This window comes from Kosakonia sp. MH5 (assembly GCF_009935945.1).
In the GTDB taxonomy this organism is placed as follows: Bacteria; Pseudomonadota; Gammaproteobacteria; order Enterobacterales; family Enterobacteriaceae; genus Kosakonia; species Kosakonia radicincitans.
Genome location: NZ_QODH01000001.1, coordinates 16,462 through 38,630 on the forward strand (window position 1 = coordinate 16,462; position 22,169 = coordinate 38,630).

The following is a 22,169-nucleotide window of genomic DNA, read 5'->3' on the forward strand; positions in this document are numbered from 1 at the left end:
CTCGGTTATGCATGACATATCAGAATGCCGCTCAGCGGCATTCTGGGAAGACCCATTCAGGGGCCGGACGAGAGAGAAACGACTGAACAACAGAATTTTCGCAGCCGGTAGTAAAAAATATTTTCTGTTGCCAGCTCATCACCTTCATATACAGGCGCTGGCGCTACCGGCTGACTCAACAAGAATAATTATCTGGCCATTAATTTTAATTTGGCAAAAAAAACTAAAAATCACACGACATTAAAAATATCGAGTTTTTTTGCTGCGGCGGGTGATGAAAACGGCAGGTAGGGTCGTTTTCATCGTATCACCACAGCGTGCAGTGCTGACCTGCGGTATTCCGAATGATTTATGCCAGTGTAATGAGGAGTGAATGAGCGTGCATACCAATTCTGAAAAATCTGACGATGCGTCGGGTGCGGCAAAAATCCGCGTCAACTTCAGCTTACCATTGCTGTTATTGATCGCAGCATCGATGGCCGTACGGGCTGAACCGCAGGCCATTCCGGTCAATGCGGTTTCCGCCAGCGCCACCAGCGAAAGTGTTCAGAGTCCAGTTCAGCCACACCTTATCCCGGCAACCACCGAAGCTACACAACCCGCTGGTACAACACGACCTGTCGTCACCGTAGCCGCAAAACCGCCGATGCTGACAGACTTTTCACCTCTCGCCCTCTATCACCACGCGGACCGGATTGTAAAAGCGGTGATCCTGATCCTGATTTTTTCCTCCGTACTCAGTTGGAGCATCTGGTCCGGTAAAACCCTGGAGTTGTTGGTGCGTGGTCGCCGCCTGAGAAAAAATCTCCTGCTGCTGACCGGTAAACGCTCGCTTCACCAGTGTGGCGAACTCTCCGCGAAGAGCTGTGAACAAATGCGCCAGGTTGCGCTGAACGAGTTGGATCGTGCGAATGATCGCCTGTCGACTCAAGCGGTACAAGCGCTGCGCGACCGCGTTGTCGCCCTTATCCAGCGCATTGAAGCCGCGGAAGCGCGCCTGGCCACACGGGGTGCCAGCATCCTCGCCACCACCAGCGCCGTTGCGCCGTTTATCGGCCTGTTTGGCACGGTTTGGGGTATTATGCACAGTTTTATCTCCATCGCGCAGTCGCAGACCACCAACCTCAGCGTGGTTGCACCCGGTATTGCCGAAGCGCTGTTTACCACCGCGCTGGGGCTGGTGGTCGCCATTCCGGCGGTCATCCTCTACAACGTTATCGGTAGGCTTATCACCGGCTATCGCCTGCTGCTGGCCGAATCGATGACCCTGACCCTGTGCCTGCTCAGCCACGATCTGGATGCGCTGGAACAGAACTCTCATCCTCTTCTGACGAGAGCATCATAGCTATGGCCTTCTTCTCTCAATCCGCTGGCGGCGACGATCTGAACGCGCTTGCCGAGATCAACGTTACGCCAGTTATCGACGTGATGCTGGTGCTGCTGATCATCTTTATGGTAGCGGCGCCGCTCTCTACGGCCAATATTCCGCTGGATCTGCCGTCAACAACCTCCAGCCAGCCGACGCCTGCGCCGGAGCCAATTACCGTCAGCCTGAAGAGCGATAACCAACTGTACATCGGTGATAAACCGGTGAGCCGGGAAGATTTTATCGCCGATCTGGATGCCGGAACCCACGGCGATAAGGACGCGCGGATTTTCTTGCGGGCAGATAAAGATATCGACTATGCACGGCTGATGACCTTTATGGATCTGCTGCGCGATGGCAGCTATACCAAAGTGGCATTGATTGGCCTGCCCAGTGAGGCGGCAGGGAATCATCCATGACCAGCTTTATTCTCAATAATGTCCAGCCCCTGCGCGTAAAGCCGCGTGGAGAAAAGCTATCGTGGTCAATCGGTCTGCTGCTGGCGGTTGCTGTACATCTGTTAGTGCTGATATATCTGCTGCGGAAACCGCCGGCACCACCGATGGTGATGCCCAACCCGGCAGCGGCACCGATGTCGGTTATTATGGCGGTGATGCCAACCACCTCGCAGATTTCCAGCCAGGAAAGCGTTGCACAGCAGGCTAGCCAACCCGATGAATCAGCACCGCCACCTTCGTCCGCCAAACTGGATGTGGCGGCGAAAGAAGTGAAAAACGCCGAGGTCAAAGCGGTGGTCCACGACAGCAAGCAGAGGCCGAAAGCGGAGGCTAAACAGCCAAAACCACAGCGAACCGTTAAGCCACGCGAAGTTAAACCACTGCCCAAAAAAGTTGAGGTAAAAAAACCGGCATTAATCACCACGCCGGACTCAGTGCGCAGCAACAGCAGCGAACGGCTTTCACAACAGAATCAGGCCCCGCAGGTCGGCGCCGCCAGTAATCAGGCCGCCACGGAGAAGCAGAACTGGCAGTCGATGATCCTCGCCCAGCTTCAGCGCGAGAAGCGCTATCCCGGCTATGCGCTGCGGATGAAACAGCAGGATACAGTGATGGTACGCTTCACTATCGACCGCAATGGCAATGTACTGGAAACTGCTATTGAGAAAAGTAAAGGTTATGTTACGTTGGATCGTGAATCGCTCCAGCTGCTGGAGCGAGCATCTCCGCTTCCAAAACCACCGGCCAGCGCGTTTACGCAATCGGATAGAATGGTATTAGTGGTGCCAGTTTCATTTTCTATTCGCAATGTTTGACTGAAGCCTAAAATAAAATTACCGCCATCGTCGTAATGCGAAGGTGGCTATTTTTTATCGTCTGCGCAAAAGTGAATAAATTTAAAAAATGGGAGTGAGAAGTTTTACTGGATAAATAAAATAACAAGGATGGAATAAAGAATAAAAGGGAAGTGATAATCTATTTTAAATTACGACTGATTTTTCAGCAAAACTTCCCGACAGTGCAGCACTGCTTTAACCGCATATTTCTCTACCAGGCTACGGGATACGCCAAGCTTTTCTGCTATCTGTGCATGAGTCATACCCTCAACGCGGCTCATGTAGAGGATTTCTCGAGACTTTTCAGGTAAAGAGGATAAAGCATCATCTATCTCTTTTATTTGCTGCTTATAATGCAGGTTTTCTTCCGGGGTTGGCATGTAGTTTTCAAATAGCTCAAAAGCGCCTTTGAGTAGCTGGCTACGGCGTTGTTCGGTACGAACATAGTCCGTTGAGGCATTCATGGCGATGCGAATCAGATAATTTCGCGCGTCGTCATGAGTCGGAAACTGATTAGCCAGATTAAGTATACGAAAATAAATATCCTGCGTCAGATCCTGAGCAACCTGCCGTGAACCGGTGCGATAGGTGATTATCCGCTGCAATGTCGGATGGAGATCAACAAACACATCGAGAATATTATGAGTTGCTATCACCGTTATAACTCCAGATGGACAAGGATAATTTAATATTAAACTAAATATAAACGAATTCAGCACACGACACTAATAGTATTTCCATATATAGATACTCTGAGAGTGAGTAAAGATTCGCGAAGATTTGGACATGAGGAAACGGTATGAAAAGTACGGGCTGACAAAGACAGCCAGGATGTCCCTCTCTCAGCGCAAGTTCTGCCACATTTATAATGGGTATTTTTTCAGAGGAACAGCATCATGAACGCGATAAAAGTCATTAGCATCGATCTGGTTAAATCAGTCTTTCAGATCTGCGTCTGGATGAATGACGGGATTGCATTTACCTGTAAGGTTTCCCGAGCTAAATTGCTGGACTGCATTCTCCAGTTTCCTGCCGGTTTGATCGTTGGAATGGAGGCTTGTGCAACTTCACGTTCCTGGGGCACACTTTTCAAACAATGGGCTTTCCGTCCAACTTATCCCCACCCAGCACGTAAAAGCATTGACGCATCACCCAAAAAAGATGCGAATGATGCACTGGTAACTTGTGAGACGGCCTGTCAATAGACCCGTTTTAGTTCCATGTATTTTTTGAGTTCCCGGCCAAATAATGGTGCTGTCGGTATTTCTCCAGTATCAGATAGCAGGTGAGGCCACCTGAATTACAGAAAACGAGATCTGATGTTGATAGCTATACATCTGCCTGATAATGGTTGAATTGGTTGATTTTTGCTTCCTGAATACGCCAGTCAAATCTGTCTTTCCGTTAATTTGCACCCGACATCTCGTTGATTAAAGCACGGAGTGGGATTACTGCGGTCCACAGTTCTGGCAAACAGTGAAAGACAGAACGAATAAGAAGGCCTGCGTAAAAAAAAATGTGTCTCGGCGAGTGATGCAAATTACCTTACAACAAACACAGGCGGTGAAGAACAGCTCCGGGCGGATTCCTGACACTGTGAACCGACGCCATTGCTACGAAGCCTGATCCGGCTGCACCTCAGGCCATATGATACCTGTGCAACAATCACATCCTGCCCATTAAACGTCGCGGCGGGGGAACCATACAGTTGATAACCAAGCGCCAGCGCTTCTGAAACCCGATGACAAAATTTAGCGTCATCCTTACCTGTCAGGAGACGGTAACGAGGAAGACCATCCGGAGGTTCATGGCCCTTATTTTTTATTTCTGGATTGATCATGGTAGTACTCCTCTTTCAAATTTAGCCTGTTAGGCTCTGTCGTTATTCTCATCTTCACAAAACCGTAAAATACCACGATGGCCAGTCTGACCACAAAGCTCACGGCATGTTCAAATGCATTGCCCGGGTAATTGCGCGTGGTTCACAACATAGATTTTCTCCCGGCAATTTCGGTTAAGGTGCATGTCCGGATGCTGGAGGAGTGGAATATCGAATCAAGAAGCATTTTAAAATGCTCTCGTATTGTGAAAATACACGTATCAATAATATTGAGACACCGATCTGAAGGAACGATAAATCGTGCCACTACAGACTGTGGCAAACTGGAATCTCAGACTAAAGGCAGCGTAACCATCACCTCCAGCCCGCCGCCTGCCCGGCTGTTGACGCTGAGATCCCCGCCATGCTGCCGGGCAATCTGGTGCGCGATGGCTAATCCCAGACCGGAACCGTTATGCCGGGCGGCAGTACCAGCTCCGCGATGAAAGGGCTTGATAATCAGCAATAAATCCTGCTCTGAAACACCGGGACCGCGATCGCGTACCGCAATTTTGGCGACATTTTGTTCCCGCCAGCTGGCAACCTCTAATCCAGTCCGGCCATATTTGGCTGCGTTTTGCATCAGGTTTGTCAGCAGGCGCATCACGCTGACGGGGCGGAAAAGGAACACCGGCAGCGGGGCAAGGTTCAGGCTAAAGTTCTGTCCCAGCCCGGTAAAATCATGTGTCAGCTCGGTAATTATCTGGTTGATGTCACCGGGCTGAGTTAACTCCGTTGCACTGCCACGGGCATAATCAATAAATTGCTGAAGAATGTTATCAACGTCATCAAAATAACGACCAAAATCATCCTGGGTGGATTTCCCCTGCTCACTCATTGCCAGCGACAGCCTCAGCTTGGTCAGTGGCGTTCGCAGATCGTGAGAAATACCGGCCAGCATCTGCGCCCGGGTATTCTCCATCTCAGCCAGACCATCCAGCATGTGATTAAATGTCAGGCTGACCGTCTTGATTTCAGTCGGCCCTTCTGGCGATAAGGGACGCGGCCATCCTCCCTTTCCGACGTCAGTTGCGGCCCGAGCCAGTGATGTCAGTGGCCGGTTGATGCGCCGTTGCAGGGCATAAGCGGTGAGCAATGCCATCAGGGACAAAACGACTGACAGCAAAATCGCGCTTATCAGGCCAGAAAGATGGTCCGAAGGCTCCACGGCCAGCGCAATCCAGTACGGCTGCCCGGCGGTGTTCACCTTCACCCATAATTTTTTTCCGGGTGCCTGCTCCCAGCGCAACTGAATGCCCGCCGGAAGTTGCTGATGCAGACTATCAAGAAAGACTTTCAGATAATAACGACGATAGAACCCAGCCAGTCCCAGCGTGGGTATTTCTATGGAATGCTGTGGTGGCTGAGCAACGCCCTGCACCGCCTGCACATAGCGATCACGATCCCTGGCTGGCACCGTTGCCAGCAGCTTATCGAGCATTACGATCTGCGAGGCAATCAGCGAGGCGGCGTCATTGACCCGGGGTTTCTGGATAAAAACCAGAAACACCGCCAGCGTGGTGAATTGCGTCAATGTTACCAGCAATATCAACAGGACACTGTTGCGTGCCAGCAGGGAGCGAGGCCAGAATTTTTTCACGTTTCGCTATCTACAATCAGCATGTAACCCACGCCCCAGACGGTCTTCAGCCAGCGGGGCTCGGAAGGTTGCACTTCAAGTTGCTGGCGCAGGCGTAAAATCTGCACATCGACGCTTCGGTCCAGCGCTTCATACTCGCGTCCTCTGGCGCGGTTCAGCAGATTCTCCCGGCTGATCGGCCGGTTAGGCGTGGTAGCCAGCGCAATCAACAGATTCATTTCAGCAGAATTTAGTGCCAGCGGTTGATCTGCGCGGTAAAGCGTCTGACGGGTGATATCCAGGCGGTAAGGGCCAAAACAGACCTCTCCCGAACCGCTGGGTGTTTCACCACGCTGCAACGCCTGCCGCCGGAAGATTGCTTTAATACGCGCCACCAATTCCTGCGGCAGGAAAGGCTTGGCGAGATAATCATCAGCGCCGGTTTCCAGACCAATCACCCGGTCTATCGGGTCACCGCGCGCAGTGAGCATCAGGATAGGCAACGTGTATTTCGCCGCGCGCAGGCGGCGGCAAACGGACAGACCATCTTCCGGTTCCATCATCAGATCCAGCACCAGCAGATCAAAAGGTTCACGCTGCAAATACCGGTCGAGTCGCGCGCTGTTTTCCGCCGTTCTGACTTCAAACCCCTGATCGCTTAAATAGCGTTGCAGCATGCTGCGCAGTTCATTTTCATCGTCCAGAACGAGGATTTTCTTCGCCTTATACCCGGGTTTCGCGTCACTCATAAATCATTCCCCCGACTGCGTCGCGCCTGCCAGGCCTCTTGTGCACGTTGCAAAACGACATAAAAACAAGGGACTAACAGAATGGCAAGCAAAGTCGCTGACAACATTCCCGAAAAAACGGTAATCCCCAGTGATTTTCTGGCGCTGGCGCTGGCACCGCTGGAAAAGATCAGCGGTACTACGCCCAGGGTAAACGCCAGCGATGTCATGATAATCGGCCGGAAACGCGTTCTGGCCGCCGTCAGTGCAGCATCAATGATGCTACTACCGGCCAGGCGCTGCTGACGGGCATATTCGACAATCAGGATCGCATTCTTGGCGGCAAGACCGACGAGCAATAACACGCCAATCTGAGTATAAAGATTGTTAGCGATATTCAGCGCTAACAATGTGATTGCCGTACCTGATAAGGCAAGTGGGACACCAAGGATTACGCTGACAGGTAACCAGTAGCTTTCATATTGTGCCGCCAGCACCAGATAAACCAGCAGCAGTGACATGGCGAAGGCAATATAGATACGGTTTCCGGCCACTTTTTCCTGATACGACATATCGGTCCAGGACAGGCTGATATCCGGCGGCAGAGTGGCTTTAGCCAGTGTCTCCAACGCCTGCATCGCTGCCCCACTACTGTAACCCGGTGCGGGCATACCGGTGAGCGTGGCAGCCGGGTTGAGATTATATAAAGAAGCAACAGCTGGCCCCCGGGTCGGGGTGAAACTGACCAGTGTCGCCAGCGAAACCGGCTCACCGCTGGCATTTTTTACCGTCAGTGCGGAGATTTGCTGTTGCAGCAGACGCTGATCTGACTGCGCCTGCACATAAACTTTCACGCTATGGTTCTCGCGGGTGATTTGATTGACATAGCTGGCACCAAGATACTGTTGCATCGCATCAAAGGCATCACCGGGAGATACGCCCATCGCTGCCGCGCGCGTTCTGTCCAGCGTGACATTGATCTGCGGCACATCAGCGCGCAGTGTGCTGAACATGCGCGACACTTGCGGCAGTGCCATCGCCTGTCGGGCAAAATTGTCACTTACCTGCTGCAGATGTCTGTAATCACTTTTCCCGTCATTCTCGCTCAGGATCATCTGCATACCGCCGCCGTTACCGACGCCCTGAATCGGCGGCGGCACAATCACCAGTGCATTGGCATCGGGAATTCCTGCCAGCTGTTTATTCAGGTTGAGATAGATTGAACGTAAATCCTGGTTCCTGCCACGCTGGTTCCAGGGCTTCAGGGTGATGTAAATCAGCGCCGCGTTGGACAAGGACGCATTATTGTCGAGCGGTGACAGTCCACCGATGACCACGACGTGATCTACCCCAGACTGCTGATTCAGCATGCCCTCTACCTGTTGAGTAACATTGGCGGTTTTTCCCAGCGAAACTGCGTCTGGCAGTTGCAGCGATACCAACAGGTAACCCTGGTCTTCCAGCGGAATAAATCCGGTAGGAATTTTGAGGAAGGCAGCTAACGCCAGCACGATCATCACCATGCCACCGATAAGCGCCGCTTTGCTGTGGCGGATTAAGCGGCGAACACCGTTGAGATAAACGTTCTCCAGCCAGCCGAAAACCTGGTTGAACTTCCGGTAAACCCAGGGCCTGGTTCCCTCTTTCACTGGTCGCAGCCACTGTGCGCTCTGCACCGGTTTCAGCGTCAACGCATTAAGAGCGCTGAGCAAGGTCGTCACGGCAATCACCAGCGCAAACTGACGATACATCTGGCCGCTAAGCCCCGGTAAGAAGCTGGCCGGGAGATACACTGCCACCAGCACCAGGGTGATAGAAATAATTGGCGGCAACAGCTGGCGCATGGCACGCAGCGTCGCCTCGCGCGGCGTATATCCCTGTTCTATATGATGACTCACGCCTTCGACCACCACGATCGCATCATCAACCACGATACCGATCGCCAGCACGATGGCAAACAACGTCAGCAGATTGATGGAAAAACCCATCAGGTAAATGGCACCGAACGTGCCGATAAGGGTGACAGGTACCGTGGTGGCGGGTACCAGCACCGCCCGCCAGTTTTGCAAAAATGCCACGATCACCAGTAAAACCAACAGCCCGGCAATCAACAAGGTGCTGTAGACGTCATCGACTGAACTCTGAATAAAGTTGGTGGTGTCGAATGGCAGTGAATAGTGCATACCTGCCGGCAGTTGGGTTGACATTTTTTGCATCTCTGCAGCGACTGCTGCGCCAACGTCCAGCGCATTGGCATCCGGTAACTGTGAAATAGCAATCCCTGCTGCAGGTTTACCGTCCATGGTGAAAAATTGCGAATAACTCGATGAACCCAGTTCGGCATGGCCGACATCCTGTAAACGCACCAGCCTGCCACCATCCTGGGTGCTGCTTTTAATAACGATCTGATTGAACTGGCTGGCATCGGTCAGCAGGCCATTAACGTTAAGCGTCAGTTGCCTCTGCTGGCCACTGTCGACGGGTGGAGCGCCCAACTGCCCGGCGCTGACGCTGCGGTTTTGCGCTTTGATAGCGCTGATGACGTCATCCGGTACCAGGCTGTATTGCTGCATACGCACCGCATCCAGCCAGATGCGAATGCTGTAATTTCCGGTACCAAACACCGTGACATCACCCACGCCAGGTATGCGCGCCAGTGAGTCGCGCAGATGATTAGTGGCGTAGTTGCTCAAAAACAGTGTGTCCTGAGCCGGGTCGCTCGATTGCAGGCTATACAACTGCAAAATGGCCGTTGATCTTTTACGCACCGTTACCCCCTGCTGCTGCACCGCATCCGGCAGTTGGGAGAGTGCAGCCTGGACACGGTTTTGCACCAGGATTTGAGCCTGGTCGCTATCGGTGCCGATAGCAAAGGTGATATTCAGGGTATAGGTACCATCGTTGCCGGTGGTGGATTTCATATACAGCATGTTCTCGACACCATTTACCTGCTGCTCGATGGGGAACGCCACCTGCCTCTGCAAAGTCTGTGCATTGGCTCCTGGATAGTGAGTCACCACCTGAACCGTCGGCGGAGTGATGGGGGGATACTGCGACACCGGCAACACCCATAACGCAACAGCGCCGAGGATCAGGATAATCAGTGACAACACATTGGCGAAAACTGGCCGGTCGAGGAAGAACTTAATCATGCTGGCTTTGCGCCTCGTTGCTGACGTTCACCTTTCTCCCCAACAAATCCGGACGGGCAAAGGTCAGGACGCGTTGCGTGTTGTCAATTGCGCTGAGCAAAATGACATGCTCACCGCTACCGGGAGCCGTTTTAACGCTAAGGCGGCTAACCGTGCCATCCGCGGCAACCGGGAAAATACTGTCGCCCTGCACTGCCGTGGCCGGAAGTTGCAACTGGCTCACTGGCGCTGCCGCATGCAGAGTGACCTGGACAAACATACCCGGCAGCAGGTTAACTGGCGGCTGATGCAGAGTCGCGCGCAGGGTGATATTGCCGCTGGCGCTGTCAAGCTGGTTATCGACAAAATCGATGGCGGTATGCAGAGGCTCACTTAGTCCGGGAATGGTGATATCTAACGGCTGATGCGCGACAGCATCGCTGCGTGCGGCGATAATGCCAAAACGCGTCGCGTCTGACTGATTAAGGCTGAAAGTGACATACAACGGGTCGATTTTATTCAGCGTGGCTAACACGGTATTACCGCTGGTACCCACCAGATTACCGACATCAACGGTGCGCCGCCCGATGCGTCCGGTGAAAGGTGCGGTAATACGCGTATAACCAAGATTAATTTGCGCAATATCCCGCTGTGCCAGGGCCTGATCTCTGGCGGTTTGCGCGTCCTGCAAGGTTGACAAGGAGATAACGCGTGACGGATAGAGTGCCTGGTCGCGGTCGGTTTCACGCTGGGCATTTATCAGCGTGGCCTGATCCGAATTAAGCTGTGCCTGTAAGGCAGCCGGGTCTAACGTAAACAACACTTGTCCGGCCTGTACCAGGTCGCCGTCTTTAAAATTGACAGATTGCAGCGTCGCAGCGACGCGCGCTGCAATCTGCACCTGCACTGAAGCACTCAGTGTCCCGGTGACGGTAATTGACGAGTCAAATGTGAGTTTTTGCGGCACGCTTACCGAAACCACAGGAACCGACTGCCGGGGAGCGTTTTCCTGTGGCTTACAGCCCGCCAGAAAACAGCCGGCCATCAACAACAGTCCATACCCGCATGTCACACTAAGCGTCTTCATGGATAGCGCGTTCATGGGGTTGATTATTTTTTCGCAGCCATAAATGCACTGAGTTGCGAGAGGGTGATATAGCCATTTTTCGCGGTATCTATTTCTGAAAAGTGCCGGGCGACGCGTGGCATACCAACCTGCGCCTCGGCCAGAGTCAGTTTTCCATCATGATTGGTATCCGCGGCAGTAAAGCGATTTTGCATACGTTGTGCGAGGCTATCCGCCGGTGCGGCACTGGCGGCACTGATAAAGACGAAACCTGCAGCCAGCATCAGGAACTTTTTCATTTATTACCTCGAGTTACCGTTAATGAGAGCGTATCGGGAAAAGCAGAACTTCACGGAAAAAGAATATAGAAAAGCCAGCCAGGAAGGGTTTCTGAATTGTTCCAGACTTATGTCATCGCATGTCATCGGAACACTGAGCAGACTCCCGCTCAGTTCAGGATGCGCGGCGTAACCATGTTGGCGGAGATGTGCATTAAGGAGATGATTGGCACCAGGTTGGGAGATGCAAGCGCGCAATCGCTTCGTCACTGAGTTTTTCGGGGAAGGTCATCAGCGCGCATATTGAATTTGCATGCGCCACAATTAACGCCGTTTTACCGACTCGTAATTCAGATACCACTATCTGTTGCCAGTAAGGAGGTATCCGATGCGGGTCACAGGTTGATGTGATTATTCGTATAAGGATGTTTCACCTGCTGGACGGGTTTTAAACCGGCGGTGCATCCACAGGTATTGTTCAGGGGCACGGAGGATTTCATTTTCGATGATTTTATTCATGTAACCAGCTGCGACGACCTCGTCGCCCTCGGGATAGCCTGATAACGGATTACTGATATACATCTGATAACCTTTTTTATCGCTCCGTCGGATCATGCTAAGAGTGATCAAATCTGCGCCAGCGAGTTTTGACAGTGCATATGTTCCATTCGTCGTGGCTGCATTTTTTACGGAGAAAAAGGGAGCGAAAACGCTGCCCTTAGGCCCATAATCTTGATCAGGTGCAAACCACACAGCTTCACCGGCCTTAAGAGCATGAACAAAGCCAGATAAATTACGTCGATTAATCATCGCTTTATTTGAACGCATACGCCCTTTTGTCTGAACCCATTCCATCAATGGATTATTGTGTGGGCGATACGTTGCCATCATAGGATGACATAACCCCATGACTCTTCCGCACAATTCAAGAGACATAAAATGAATCCCGACAACCATTACCCCTCTGGTTGCATTGGTCAGGTTTTCAACCCCTTCGACATCAAACCATTTCTTGACTCTCGCATCGCTCCAGAACCAGGCCATGCCCGTTTCCATCAGTCCCAGACCGAGAGAAACAAAGTTTTTATTGACCATCTGGCTTCGGGCAAATGGTGTCATTTCGGGAAAGCAGAGCTCAATATTTTTAATCGCAATACGTTCCCGGCGTTTCAGAAAGTGTCTGGATATTTTTCCAAGACCAGAGCCCAGAATATGTAAGACCGGGTAAGGAAGTTGAACTATAAGCCACAGCAGGCCCAAACCAGACCAGGTAAACCAGTAGCGGGGATAGAGTAAATTATGATTAAAGGGTTGTGACATAAATTTCCTTAATGCTAATGAAAGTTGTAACGCATAAGGAAAATAATGAAGAATTCGTCTTTAGCGATACACATCGTTTTAGACAGTTGCAGACTGTTTAAATTCAGAAAATAAAACAATCCTGCAAGTAATGGTAAAAAATATGGAGAACCGGGAGAAAATAGTGAAGCAGTAATTTTTTTTGCCATAAATTTATGGGTTGATTATTGGCATGCAGGAAGTTGTCTTCTGGATTCATCATCCTCAGGATACTCAAAAGCGAAAAGGTGAATTTGGGTAAGGTTATAAAACCATAACCTTTTCGTTGAATAACTTTGCCCGGTTTGAAACATACCCCTGATATTTCACGAATAATTGCATAGTGGCCATTATTAAATCTGGCCCGGTGGATACCGAATACAGAAAGATTGACCTGCCTGTCTGTGACGGCTGTTCGAAAGGATATCTCCTTCAATAAAAACAGATTTAATAGATTTCATTATCATGGCCTCTACCACAGCAGTATAAGAGAAATGTTGTCATTCCCGGCATCGTTTAGATTAGGTTGCGGGGCTGATAAGCCCCCAATATATCCGCATTCTGATGATCTGAATAATAGCCAGCAGGCAGAACACCAGATATTGAAAATTGAATGTCTGATTTATGATACAATACCCTTCCATGAGAAATTTATGATGAAATCAGAAGACACCCTTGACTGGTACCCGGCACAGTTGCCGCCCGTGAAAATTATTCTTGGTGAAGCCGTGCTGGCTGTGGGTAAACAGGGCCGACCGATTAATACCCGAACGTTGCTTGAATACCTTCAGGTTATGCAGGGCAAGCAAAAAAGGCGGGATGACAAAGTCGCCATGCAAACTGCGATTGATGTTCTCAGGGATAATCAGCGCATTAACGGCAGACGTTAATGCGCGTCTGAAATCAGTATCCGTTCTGAATGATTTCAACCGTATGGTTTTGGCCATCATCCCGCAGTGGGATTCTGTCATCAGGGAGGAGAACGCCATCCAGCGTAACCCGATATTCTCCTTCGCCGCGTGAGACACTAATCTGATAATGGCTTTCGCCATATTGATATCTCATAGAAAAAGACGGCCACTCATCTGGCAACCGGGCATGAACAGTAAAGGCAGCACCGGAGCGTTTTATCCCCAGTAATTCATCAGTAAGTAAACGCAAGGCCCAGCCTGCGGAACCGGTATACCAGCTCCATCCTGCTCGTCCGGTATGGGGAGCGACACTGTAGACATCAGCACTCATGACATAAGGTTCAGCTTTATAGATCCCGACCGAGTCCGCATTCAGGGTATGATTTATCGGGTTGAGCATTGACCAGAGTTGCCAGGCGCGTTCTGCATTCCCCATTCGGGCAAATGCCATCACTGCCCAGATAGCGCCATGTGTATACTGTCCCCCGTTCTCCCGCACTCCGGGCAGATACCCCTGGATGTAACCCGGATTAGGACCGTGCCCATCGAAAGGAGGTGTTAAAAGCTTTATCAATCCCCCCTCATTATCCACAAGGTGCTTATCCAGTGCCTGCATGGCCTGCGCGCAGCGAACCGGGCTTGCGGCCCCGGACAATACAGACCAGCTCTGTGCAATCGCATCAATCCGGCAGTCCTGCGAGGCTTTCGATCCCAGGGGCGTACCATCGTCAAAATACCCGCGCCGGTACCATTCGCCATCCCAGGCATGGGCTTCGAGATTGTTTTGCAGGCGCAGGGCCTGTGAACGGCACATCGAGGCGACAGTGTCATCCTGCCTGCGCTCCGCCAGCGCTGCAAACCGCTGCAAAATATCGTACAGGAAGAAGCCCAGCCAGACGCTTTCACCTTTGCCTTCGATACCTACCTGGTTCATCCCGTCATTCCAGTCACCTGCCCCCATCAGCGGCAGGCCATGCTCTCCGAACCGCAGACCATGTTGAATCGCTTTGACGCAGTGTAACCAGAGTGTCTCTTCGGTGCCGCTGATGACCGGCGTGTCATAGACAGACTCCTCACCAGGCTGAAGCGGACGTCCCTCCAGATAAGGGATGAGGATTTCCAGGGCATCCTTATCCCCCGTCGTTTCAACATAGTGGCAAACGGCAAGTGGAAGCCACAGGTAGTCATCAGAACAGCGGGTACGAACACCGTTGCCATGTGGAGGGTGCCACCAGTGTTGCACATCTCCCTCGATAAATTGCCGTGATGCACACAGTATTATCTGTTCACGCATCCGGTTCGGATCGGCATGACTCAGTGCCAGTGTATCCTGCAGCTGATCGCGAAAACCAAATGCGCCGCCAGACTGATAGTAACCACTGCGGGCCATAAGGCGACAGGCGACTGTCTGATACATTAGCCAGCCATTAACCAGTAAATTTACGGAAGTGTCGGGGGTGTTAACCACGATTTTATCGAGCACATTGTGCCAGTGGTTGTGAACCCGGTTTAGCTCCTGGCGGACCGTATTCTCATTCATATAATGGGCAAGCGTCTCCTGAGCACGTGCGTGATTTTCATCTGCGCCGAGGATAAAAATAAACGTCCTCTGATCCCCATCAATTAATGTGACCGCCGATTGTACCGCCCCGCAGGGATCCAACCCTGCCCCCGTCTTACCCGAAAGTTTGCGCAGTTTCATAGCAGACGGATCGTGCAGGGAACCATTACGGCCGATAAACTCGCGACGGTCGCCTGTCAGTGAACAATCATTACCGCTGACGGCAAAAAATGCAGTACGCCCGCCACCGTTATCACCGTAAAAATTGTTCGCCAGCACCCCGCAGCCGCCAGGGATACTGGCCGCCTGTGTCACAATGTGAGGTGCTGAGCGCGTTCGGGCTCCACCGAGTGTCCACTCCACATAGCCAGTGACAGAGAGTTTTCGTGTTCGTCCCGAAGTGTTACTGAGCGTCAGGAACGCCAGTTTTACCGGCGCTTCTTCGGCAACCAGAACCGTCAGCTCGCTGTCTATACCGTTCTCACGATGGGCAAAAACACTGTAACCAAAACCATGGCGGGTCAGATAATCACCGTGTCCGCGAACAGGCAAAGCCGTCGGTGACCAACACTCACCGCTCTCTTCATCGCGCAGATAAAACGCCTCGCCGCTGCGATCGCTTACCGGATCGTTCTCCCATGGTGTTAACCGGTATTCATGCGCATTCTCATACCAGGTGTAAGCCTGTCCCGCCTCTGAAATCACGCTGCCAAAACGGGAATTTGCCAGTACATTTGACCAGGGTGCCGGTGTCAGCGCATTTTCCCGCAGGACAATCTGGTACTCCCGACCATCCTGCGAAAATCCACCATACCCATTGAAATGGCTTAACTGACTGATGTCGGGGATCCAGTCCGTATGTTGATTACGCTCCCGCACAGCACGCGGAACGAATGCTCTTACCGGAGGTTTCAGGGTATGAATACGCTGGTTAAGCTGCTCATTAATTCCACCTGCGCGGTCATCAAGATAAAGACAGGCCACGCTCATCAAAAGCAACTTATCCTCAGCGGAGAGGTGCTCACCGTTACGGACGAAAAGCCCGCCCGTTTTATCCAGCAGGCTGGCTTCAGACCCGGCATAAATTAAATCCATAATCTTATTTTGTAATCCCTGCTGGTAGCCGCCGGGGCTGTTATTCAGGATCACCAAATCAACATCCAGTCCTTTCTGTCTCCAGTACCGGTGTGCCTGAATCAGTGTGGTAACGGAGGCGATACTTTCCTCACTGGTAATACTAAGCAGCACTATCGGCAGATCACCTGAAATTGCCCAGCCCCACAGACCGGACTGACCACGCCGGTTACGGCTGATCACCTGACCTTCGGCGCGCAACTCCGGGACAGGGTAAAGCACTGCGCTGGCGAGACGATTAAACAAAGTGGCATCATCTTCACTGGCGTTCATCTGGCGTAATACCACCAGACTGTGCGACCAGGCCAGTTCAAAGACGCGATCGGCAATAGGGTAATCGCGATATTTCTCCAGCAACGCCAGACTCTGCTGGCGGGTATCGCTGATACCATAAATGATATCAATCGTGACCGGCTGCCCCGGCTGCAGAATGATGGTGTTGCGTATCGCCAGTATAGGGTCCAGTACTGGCCCCGACGTGTTGCTGAGCGGCCCTCCGCCCTCTATTGCCAGGGCATCAGCAGGGGTTCTGCCACGACCAAGAAATTTTGCCCTGTCCGTTTCAAACGAGACGTTATGACGGTTATCGCCATGCACCACCATCATGTGAAACAGGCAAGGACTCGGTTCATCCGGTGAGCGCGGGCGCCGGTGGCAAAGAATAGCGTCACGCTCAGGATTCAGCTCAGTCTGAATAAACAAATTGCTGAATGCCGGGTGTGCCAGATCGCTGGCATCAGGCGCCAGTACCACTTCGGCATAGGTTGTCAGCGCCAGGGCTCGGGGCTGGCGACCACGATGAATCAGTGTGAGCCGTCGCAGCTCAATATCATCCTCAGGGGAGATCACAACCTGAGTTTTGACGCTGAGCCCAGCGAAGGTTCGTCTGAATTCAGCGCTCGCATCGGTGAAGATCACTTCCTCGTCGTGTTCGCTGGCGTTGCCTGTCGGCTGCCAGGTATTGCTCCACACGTCGCCCGTCTGCATATCGCGGATATAGCAGAATGTTCCCCAGTTATCGCGCGTGGTATCACTGCGCCAGCGCGTAAGAGCAATATTATTCCAGCGACTGTAACCTCCCCCTCCCGCTGTCAACATCAGATGATAATGGCTGTTGGACAGCAACTGAATATCCGGGGCGGGTGTGTCCACCCCATTGAAAATTCGGGGTTCATAGCGAACGGGTTTGACCCTGCCCTCATGAGATTCAAAATGACGGCGTGGGCTGTAGAGATCGACCGCATCCGGCACGCGCTCCTGTAACAGCAGACTCGCTGACCGGAAAACTGTACTGGACATGAATCGCTCAGCCATGGGGGCACCAAGCAGCACATGGGCCAGCGCCTGAAAAGCCATGCCCTGGTGATGTGCCATCCATGACTGCACAACCGCATAGAGCTGACCGGTTGCGAGGCGTGAGGGGGTATAGTCCAGCGCTTCGTAAAAACCGTATTCGCCACGCGCACCATTTTTTTGCAGTCTGAACAGATTCTCACAGGCTCTCTGTGGTGAGACTATCAGCGCCAGCAGTGTGGCGTACGGGGCGACAACCATGTCATCGGCAAGTCCCCTGCGCAGACCGAGCCCCGGCACGCCAAATGCCTGATATTGATAATTATGCTGAACATCAAAAGCATGATAACCAGACTCTGAAACGCCCCATGGTACCCCGCGTTCTTTCCCCCAGTGAATCTGGCGCATAACCGCCGACTGACTCATCTCATCGAGCAGACTGCCAGGCCAGGTGGGCATCACCAGATTCGGCATCAGGTATTCAAACATAGACCCGCTCCATGACATCAGGGCAGTTTCATTATCAATCGTGGTAAACAGCCGCCCCAGCGCGTACCAGCTTTTAAGAGGCAACTGATTAGTCGCAATGGCGAGAAAACTGGTCAGGCGGATTTCAGATGGCAGGAGATCATAATGGCTCTTATCAGGTGTATTCGTGTCACAGTTATAACCGACACTGAGCAGACTGGTTGTTTCGCTGTACAGAAAGGCGAAATCCATCCGGGCATGCTCATTCAACCGCTGTTCAAGCTCGGTGATAATATTCAGTCGCATCCGGGCCTGCTCCGTCGCTGACGCCGGAGGTGTTCCCTTACCGGTAAATGTCGCACGGGCAAGCTCGCTCAGAGTCGGCAGCGGCTGTTCGTTCCAGGAAGCAGGTAACCAGCCAAGCAGCAGCGACCACTCATGGCAAAGCTGTACCAGTTGATGCGCCAGGTGCCCTGCCCAGCGCATCTGAAGAGGAGACCCCTGATGACATTGCGTTGTCAAATGGTTGCACTGGGTGCGCATTTTTTTCAGCTCGCTGAAAAACGCCTGCGGAGGTAGCAACACCGCGCTCAGGTAGTGTTTGCGCAGCAGTCGCAGGCTATCAGGCGGGTTCTGGCCCCACTGTTTTTCCAGAATATCCAGCGTATCGTTCACTCCTGCCAGTATCCGTTGGATGTTTAAAACGGGCTGATGACGCATGGCGGACAGCCCTTCACGCAGTGTCAACAAATGCCCCGCCATGTTTCCGCTGTCGACGCTTGAAACATAGCGTGGGCTGAGGGGGGCCAGCGTACGGGTGTCATACCAGTTATAGAGATGGCCCCGGTAATGCTCCATTTTATCCAGTGTGTCGAGGGTGAGCGACACGCGCCGAAGCACCTCTCCACCGGGCAGGTAGCCAAAATCCCAGGCCGTCAGGTTAGCCATAAGGGAAAGGCCAATATTGGTAGGAGAAGTACGATGGGCCACCGTCGGTTGCGGTATTTCCTGGTAGTTATCAGGTGGAAGCCAGTTTTCTTTTTCTGTGGTAAAGGTCTCAAAAAATGCCCAGATTTCACGGCTTGTCTGGCGTAACAACTGTTTTTGTTCCTGATTTGGCGAAAACACCTTACGCACAGGCTGGCGACTCAGCCAGCTCATCAGCAGTGGTGCCAGACACCATAACAAACCGATCGGCAAAGCAATCGCCAGCAGTGGCGGTGCATATTGTCCGGTCAGTATTATAAGCGTCACGCCACCTGCAACATTCAGCCACATCGCCTGATAAAAACGCGCAACAGAGGGTTTGTCCTGATTGCTGTCCAGGCTGTGACTGACCCACTGGCTGAGGTGACGCCTGCTGACCCCCAGTCGCCATAGCGTCACGGCAATTGCCTTGAGCGAATATCCGGCTTCATGCGGCAGTACCGCAAAATTAAGGCCGATGCCTGACAAACGCTTCAGCGCGCCTGCCCCCACCAGTAACAGATGCGGCTTCAGGCGACGACGCAGAGGTTTATGCAGAAAGTTGTGGGCGATGCTGAGGATTGCAGGTAACAGCCATATCAGTGCCAGTACGCCAAGCCAGTAAAATGGATTGGGTACCCAAATCAGGGAGAAGAACAGCAATACCAGTAAAGAAGGTGCGACCAGACTGCGACGCAAATTATCGAGTAATTTCCAGTAAGAAAGTGTGGACAGCGGGTTCTTATCCCGGGTTCCATCAGTTTTTCTGACGCGTGGCTTCAGCCAGTTAAGCAGTTGCCAGTCGCCCCGGATCCAGCGTGAACGACGCGCGACGTCCGAAAGGTAATTATTGGGGTACTGCTCGTAAAGTAAGACCTCACTCAGTAGCCCCGATCGTGCATAGCACCCTTCAAGTAAATCATGGCTGAGAACCAGATTTTCCGGGCATGTGTTGGCAGTGGCCAGCACAAAGATATCGACATCATAAATCCCTTTACCGACGAACGATCCTTCCCCAAAGAGATCCTGATAGATATCCGAAGACATCATCGAATAAGGATTATTACCGGGCACGTTACTGCGTATGGCGGCATAACGTCCCTGACCGTTGCGTGGTATCTCCTCCGCGAGGCCGGGTTGCAGAATGCCGAATCCTTTAATGACCCTCTGGCGTAGCGGATCATACTCTGGCTTATTCAGCGGATGCGCCATTGTCGCGACCAGCTTGTGTGCCGTATCGCGCGGCAGCACCGTATCACTGTCCAGGGTAATGACGTATTTAATGTGACCCGGTAAAAGATGAGCTGGTATATCCGCAACACTGACGAATTGAGTCCCCGGATGACGCAACCAGCTGTTCAGCAACGCCAGTTTTCCCCGCTTGCGTTCATAGCCCATCCACGTTCCTTCAGAGGGGTTCCATTCAGGTTCCCGGTGTAGCAGATAGAAACGTGGGCGGCTGGAGGGATAGCGGCGATTAAGCGCCTGCATATCGGCGATAGCCTGTCTGAGCAGGGCGTTATTTTCCGGCGAGGGTTCATTCTCAGAATCAGCGAAATCGGTGAGCAGAGCGAACCTGAGATTTTCGTTTTGATTCCCCAGCCAGCAGACTTCAAGGCTGGTGAGGAGCTTGCTGAAACTATCGTGGCTGGTCAGCATGCAGGGAATAGCAATCATGGTTGCGCTGTCAGCAGGAATGCCGGTTGAAAAATCCATCCCTGGCAATGGATGAGGAACGCGAAAACGGGTGGTTGCGTCACTGAGCAAATCACTCATTAACTGAGTTAAAGCGATAATCAGAGGCAATGCCACCGCGATCAACAGCCAGTCTGCGCCCTGTAGAGCAGTTTCGTGCAAAACTGCCGCTGTCGTTGCTGTTGTCAACAACGCCAGGCTTCCAAGCCAGGACAACAGAGTTATTCTGTTGAAACTGTGCCGCAAACGTATGAGCCTGGAGGTGTCAGCCAACAGATGAATCTCCAGCTGCTGTCGACCTTCGCCCGCCAGATAATAGCCAACGTGATGTTCCTGTGTGTCGGGAGCACTCTCCCCCGAAAGCGCCAGCACCCTGCCCGCAACCTCAGGCTCACTGAGACCACTGTCTCTGGCAAGGATCTCAACAACGTGGCGGTAATGATCCCGGGTATTAAAGTGCATCCGGGGATAGATACCGGCAGGATCATTGCGTAATGCCTGTTCGACGACACTGATCGTTTCGGCGAAATCAGCCCAGTCCGTTTCGCTCAGTAATCGCAGACCCGCGATGCTGTTACTGACGGATAGCTGGCTGGCGGCAAGCTGTTGATTGAAGCTATGTATGAGAATGTCGGTGGTGACTCCCTGTTCCCGGAGGCACTGATCAACCCAGGTAAGAGGTAACGACAGCGCGTTGCCATGTCCCTGCAGGCGCCGCACCAGCTCTGCGACAAACGCACTGGTTAACGGAGGACGAGAGCGCGCCATATCGGCCACCACCATGATTAAATCACCAGGCTCGTTCTCTGCACATTCGAAAATCCTTGTTATCCACGTATCGGCCAGGTTTCTGTCCTGCTGAGCTTTTATCACTTCCATGCTGATACGACGAAGATTTTCAATCAGCGCCAGGCGCAGCATCCCCGGCAAGGCCCAGACTTCACCTAATGTCAGCGGTGCCACCTGTTGATAGGCGGTGAGGTAGCTGGTCAGACTGGCGGTATCCCAGCGGCCATCACCGTGAGCAATGGCCTCTGATGCAATATTGTAAATTCGCGGACAATTCAGTGGTGACATCAGCGACGGGAGACCTTTGCCAAAGCTTTTCGGCAAGTGCTGACGGACAGTGCGGATTTGCTCCTCAATCAGATAATAATTGTCCAGCAACCATTCCCCGGCGGGCATGATACTCGTCTTTTTACCCGCGTTAAGCTCATAGCAGTTTTGCGTGATGACGATCTCATTGTCGGCGAGCCTTTTCAGCAGGTAATAAGGAAGTTTATCCGGCGATAATTTATGTGTGCGCGCCAGTTTCTGACCGTAGCGTTCCATCTGGGCAGTCGAAAAGAGCTCTGACCGCGGATTGCTTTCACCGTAAGGATCGTTCGCAGAAAACGTCATGTTTTCTGCGTCATTCGTAGGAATACGGGAGTGGTTAAACCACGCTCTGGGGTTCATTTTCATAGCGTTGCTCTGATGCGA

Annotated in this window: 14 protein-coding genes; 5 read left to right on the top strand and 9 right to left on the bottom strand. The window is 52.3% G+C overall.

Going from position 1 to position 22,169, the window contains the following annotated elements; genetic code table 11:
- Positions 1–373 precede the first annotated feature (373 nt).
- From exbB to DK872_RS00065, 3 genes are read left to right on the top strand one after another with little or no spacing between them, the layout of a single operon-like run.
- Positions 374–1,345: a tonB-system energizer ExbB gene (gene exbB, locus DK872_RS00055; RefSeq protein WP_083596707.1), complete on the top strand. Its 972-nt coding sequence runs from the start codon at positions 374–376 to the stop codon at positions 1,343–1,345.
- A gap of 2 nt (positions 1,346–1,347) precedes the next feature.
- Entirely contained in the window at positions 1,348–1,785 is a 438-nt protein-coding gene (gene exbD / locus DK872_RS00060) for a TonB system transport protein ExbD (protein ID WP_161517841.1), read from the top strand.
- On the top strand, positions 1,782–2,639 hold the full coding sequence (locus tag DK872_RS00065) for an energy transducer TonB (protein ID WP_035890168.1): 858 nt from the start codon (positions 1,782–1,784) through the stop codon (positions 2,637–2,639). The genes exbD and DK872_RS00065 overlap by 4 nt, the downstream gene beginning before the upstream one ends.
- A gap of 170 nt (positions 2,640–2,809) precedes the next feature.
- On the opposite strand, the gene DK872_RS00070 is transcribed toward DK872_RS00065, so the two are convergent.
- Positions 2,810–3,316, bottom strand: a complete 507-nt coding sequence (locus DK872_RS00070) for an RNA polymerase sigma factor (protein WP_007374843.1) — start codon at positions 3,314–3,316, stop codon at positions 2,810–2,812.
- Positions 3,317–3,556: 240 nt separating this feature from the next.
- On the opposite strand from DK872_RS00070, the gene DK872_RS00075 reads away from it, so the two are divergent.
- Positions 3,557–3,865: a hypothetical protein gene (locus tag DK872_RS00075; protein WP_035890166.1), complete on the top strand. Its 309-nt coding sequence runs from the start codon at positions 3,557–3,559 to the stop codon at positions 3,863–3,865.
- 335 nt (positions 3,866–4,200) lie between these two features.
- Here DK872_RS00075 and DK872_RS00080 read toward each other — a convergent pair whose 3' ends face one another.
- From DK872_RS00080 to lpxP, 7 genes are all read right to left on the bottom strand, one after another.
- Entirely contained in the window at positions 4,201–4,500 is a 300-nt protein-coding gene (locus tag DK872_RS00080) for a DUF1737 domain-containing protein (RefSeq protein ID WP_237656144.1), read from the bottom strand.
- A 331-nt stretch (positions 4,501–4,831) separates the two neighbouring features.
- On the bottom strand, positions 4,832–6,139 hold the full coding sequence (locus DK872_RS27945) for an ATP-binding protein (RefSeq protein WP_072438677.1): 1,308 nt from the start codon (positions 6,137–6,139) through the stop codon (positions 4,832–4,834).
- Positions 6,136–6,867: a response regulator gene (locus DK872_RS00090; RefSeq protein WP_072438675.1), complete on the bottom strand. Its 732-nt coding sequence runs from the start codon at positions 6,865–6,867 to the stop codon at positions 6,136–6,138. The genes DK872_RS27945 and DK872_RS00090 overlap by 4 nt, the downstream gene beginning before the upstream one ends.
- The gene (locus DK872_RS00095) at positions 6,864–9,998 is read right to left on the bottom strand and encodes an efflux RND transporter permease subunit (protein WP_144135611.1); all 3,135 of its coding nucleotides are present in this window, start codon (positions 9,996–9,998) and stop codon (positions 6,864–6,866) included. The genes DK872_RS00090 and DK872_RS00095 overlap by 4 nt, the downstream gene beginning before the upstream one ends.
- Complete coding sequence (locus tag DK872_RS00100) at positions 9,991–11,022, bottom strand: efflux RND transporter periplasmic adaptor subunit (RefSeq protein ID WP_161517842.1); 1,032 nt, start codon at positions 11,020–11,022, stop codon at positions 9,991–9,993. Before DK872_RS00100 ends, DK872_RS00095 begins: the two co-directional genes overlap by 8 nt.
- A gap of 65 nt (positions 11,023–11,087) precedes the next feature.
- Positions 11,088–11,342 (bottom strand): EF-hand domain-containing protein, encoded by a 255-nt coding sequence (locus tag DK872_RS00105; protein ID WP_007374836.1) that lies wholly within the window; start codon positions 11,340–11,342, stop codon positions 11,088–11,090.
- Positions 11,343–11,732: 390 nt separating this feature from the next.
- The gene (gene lpxP / locus DK872_RS00110; RefSeq protein WP_161517843.1) at positions 11,733–12,641 is read right to left on the bottom strand and encodes a kdo(2)-lipid IV(A) palmitoleoyltransferase; all 909 of its coding nucleotides are present in this window, start codon (positions 12,639–12,641) and stop codon (positions 11,733–11,735) included.
- Between the two features lie 674 nt (positions 12,642–13,315).
- Here lpxP and DK872_RS00115 point away from each other — a divergent pair.
- Positions 13,316–13,549: a hypothetical protein gene (locus DK872_RS00115; protein ID WP_007374831.1), complete on the top strand. Its 234-nt coding sequence runs from the start codon at positions 13,316–13,318 to the stop codon at positions 13,547–13,549.
- A 13-nt stretch (positions 13,550–13,562) separates the two neighbouring features.
- On the opposite strand, the gene DK872_RS00120 is transcribed toward DK872_RS00115, so the two are convergent.
- A complete protein-coding gene (locus DK872_RS00120) occupies positions 13,563–22,151 on the bottom strand; it encodes a GH36-type glycosyl hydrolase domain-containing protein (RefSeq protein WP_161517844.1) in 8,589 nt (2,862 codons plus the stop codon).
- Between the last annotated feature and the right edge of the window lie 18 nt (positions 22,152–22,169).

Excerpts from the sequence above, each read along its gene's own strand:
- exbB (WP_083596707.1), top strand. The coding sequence starts at position 374 with ATGAGCGTGCATACCAATTCTGAAAAATCTGACGATGCGTCGGGTGCG.
- exbD (WP_161517841.1), top strand. The coding sequence starts at position 1,348 with ATGGCCTTCTTCTCTCAATCCGCTGGCGGCGACGATCTGAACGCGCTT.
- DK872_RS00065 (WP_035890168.1), top strand. The coding sequence starts at position 1,782 with ATGACCAGCTTTATTCTCAATAATGTCCAGCCCCTGCGCGTAAAGCCG.
- DK872_RS00075 (WP_035890166.1), top strand. The coding sequence starts at position 3,557 with ATGAACGCGATAAAAGTCATTAGCATCGATCTGGTTAAATCAGTCTTT.
- DK872_RS00080 (WP_237656144.1), bottom strand. The coding sequence starts at position 4,500 with ATGATCAATCCAGAAATAAAAAATAAGGGCCATGAACCTCCGGATGGT.
- DK872_RS00090 (WP_072438675.1), bottom strand. The coding sequence starts at position 6,867 with ATGAGTGACGCGAAACCCGGGTATAAGGCGAAGAAAATCCTCGTTCTG.
- DK872_RS00095 (WP_144135611.1), bottom strand. The coding sequence starts at position 9,998 with ATGATTAAGTTCTTCCTCGACCGGCCAGTTTTCGCCAATGTGTTGTCA.
- DK872_RS00100 (WP_161517842.1), bottom strand. The coding sequence starts at position 11,022 with ATGGCCGGCTGTTTTCTGGCGGGCTGTAAGCCACAGGAAAACGCTCCC.
- DK872_RS00105 (WP_007374836.1), bottom strand. The coding sequence starts at position 11,342 with ATGAAAAAGTTCCTGATGCTGGCTGCAGGTTTCGTCTTTATCAGTGCC.
- lpxP (WP_161517843.1), bottom strand. The coding sequence starts at position 12,641 with ATGTCACAACCCTTTAATCATAATTTACTCTATCCCCGCTACTGGTTT.
- DK872_RS00115 (WP_007374831.1), top strand. The coding sequence starts at position 13,316 with ATGAAATCAGAAGACACCCTTGACTGGTACCCGGCACAGTTGCCGCCC.
- DK872_RS00120 (WP_161517844.1), bottom strand. The coding sequence starts at position 22,151 with ATGAAAATGAACCCCAGAGCGTGGTTTAACCACTCCCGTATTCCTACG.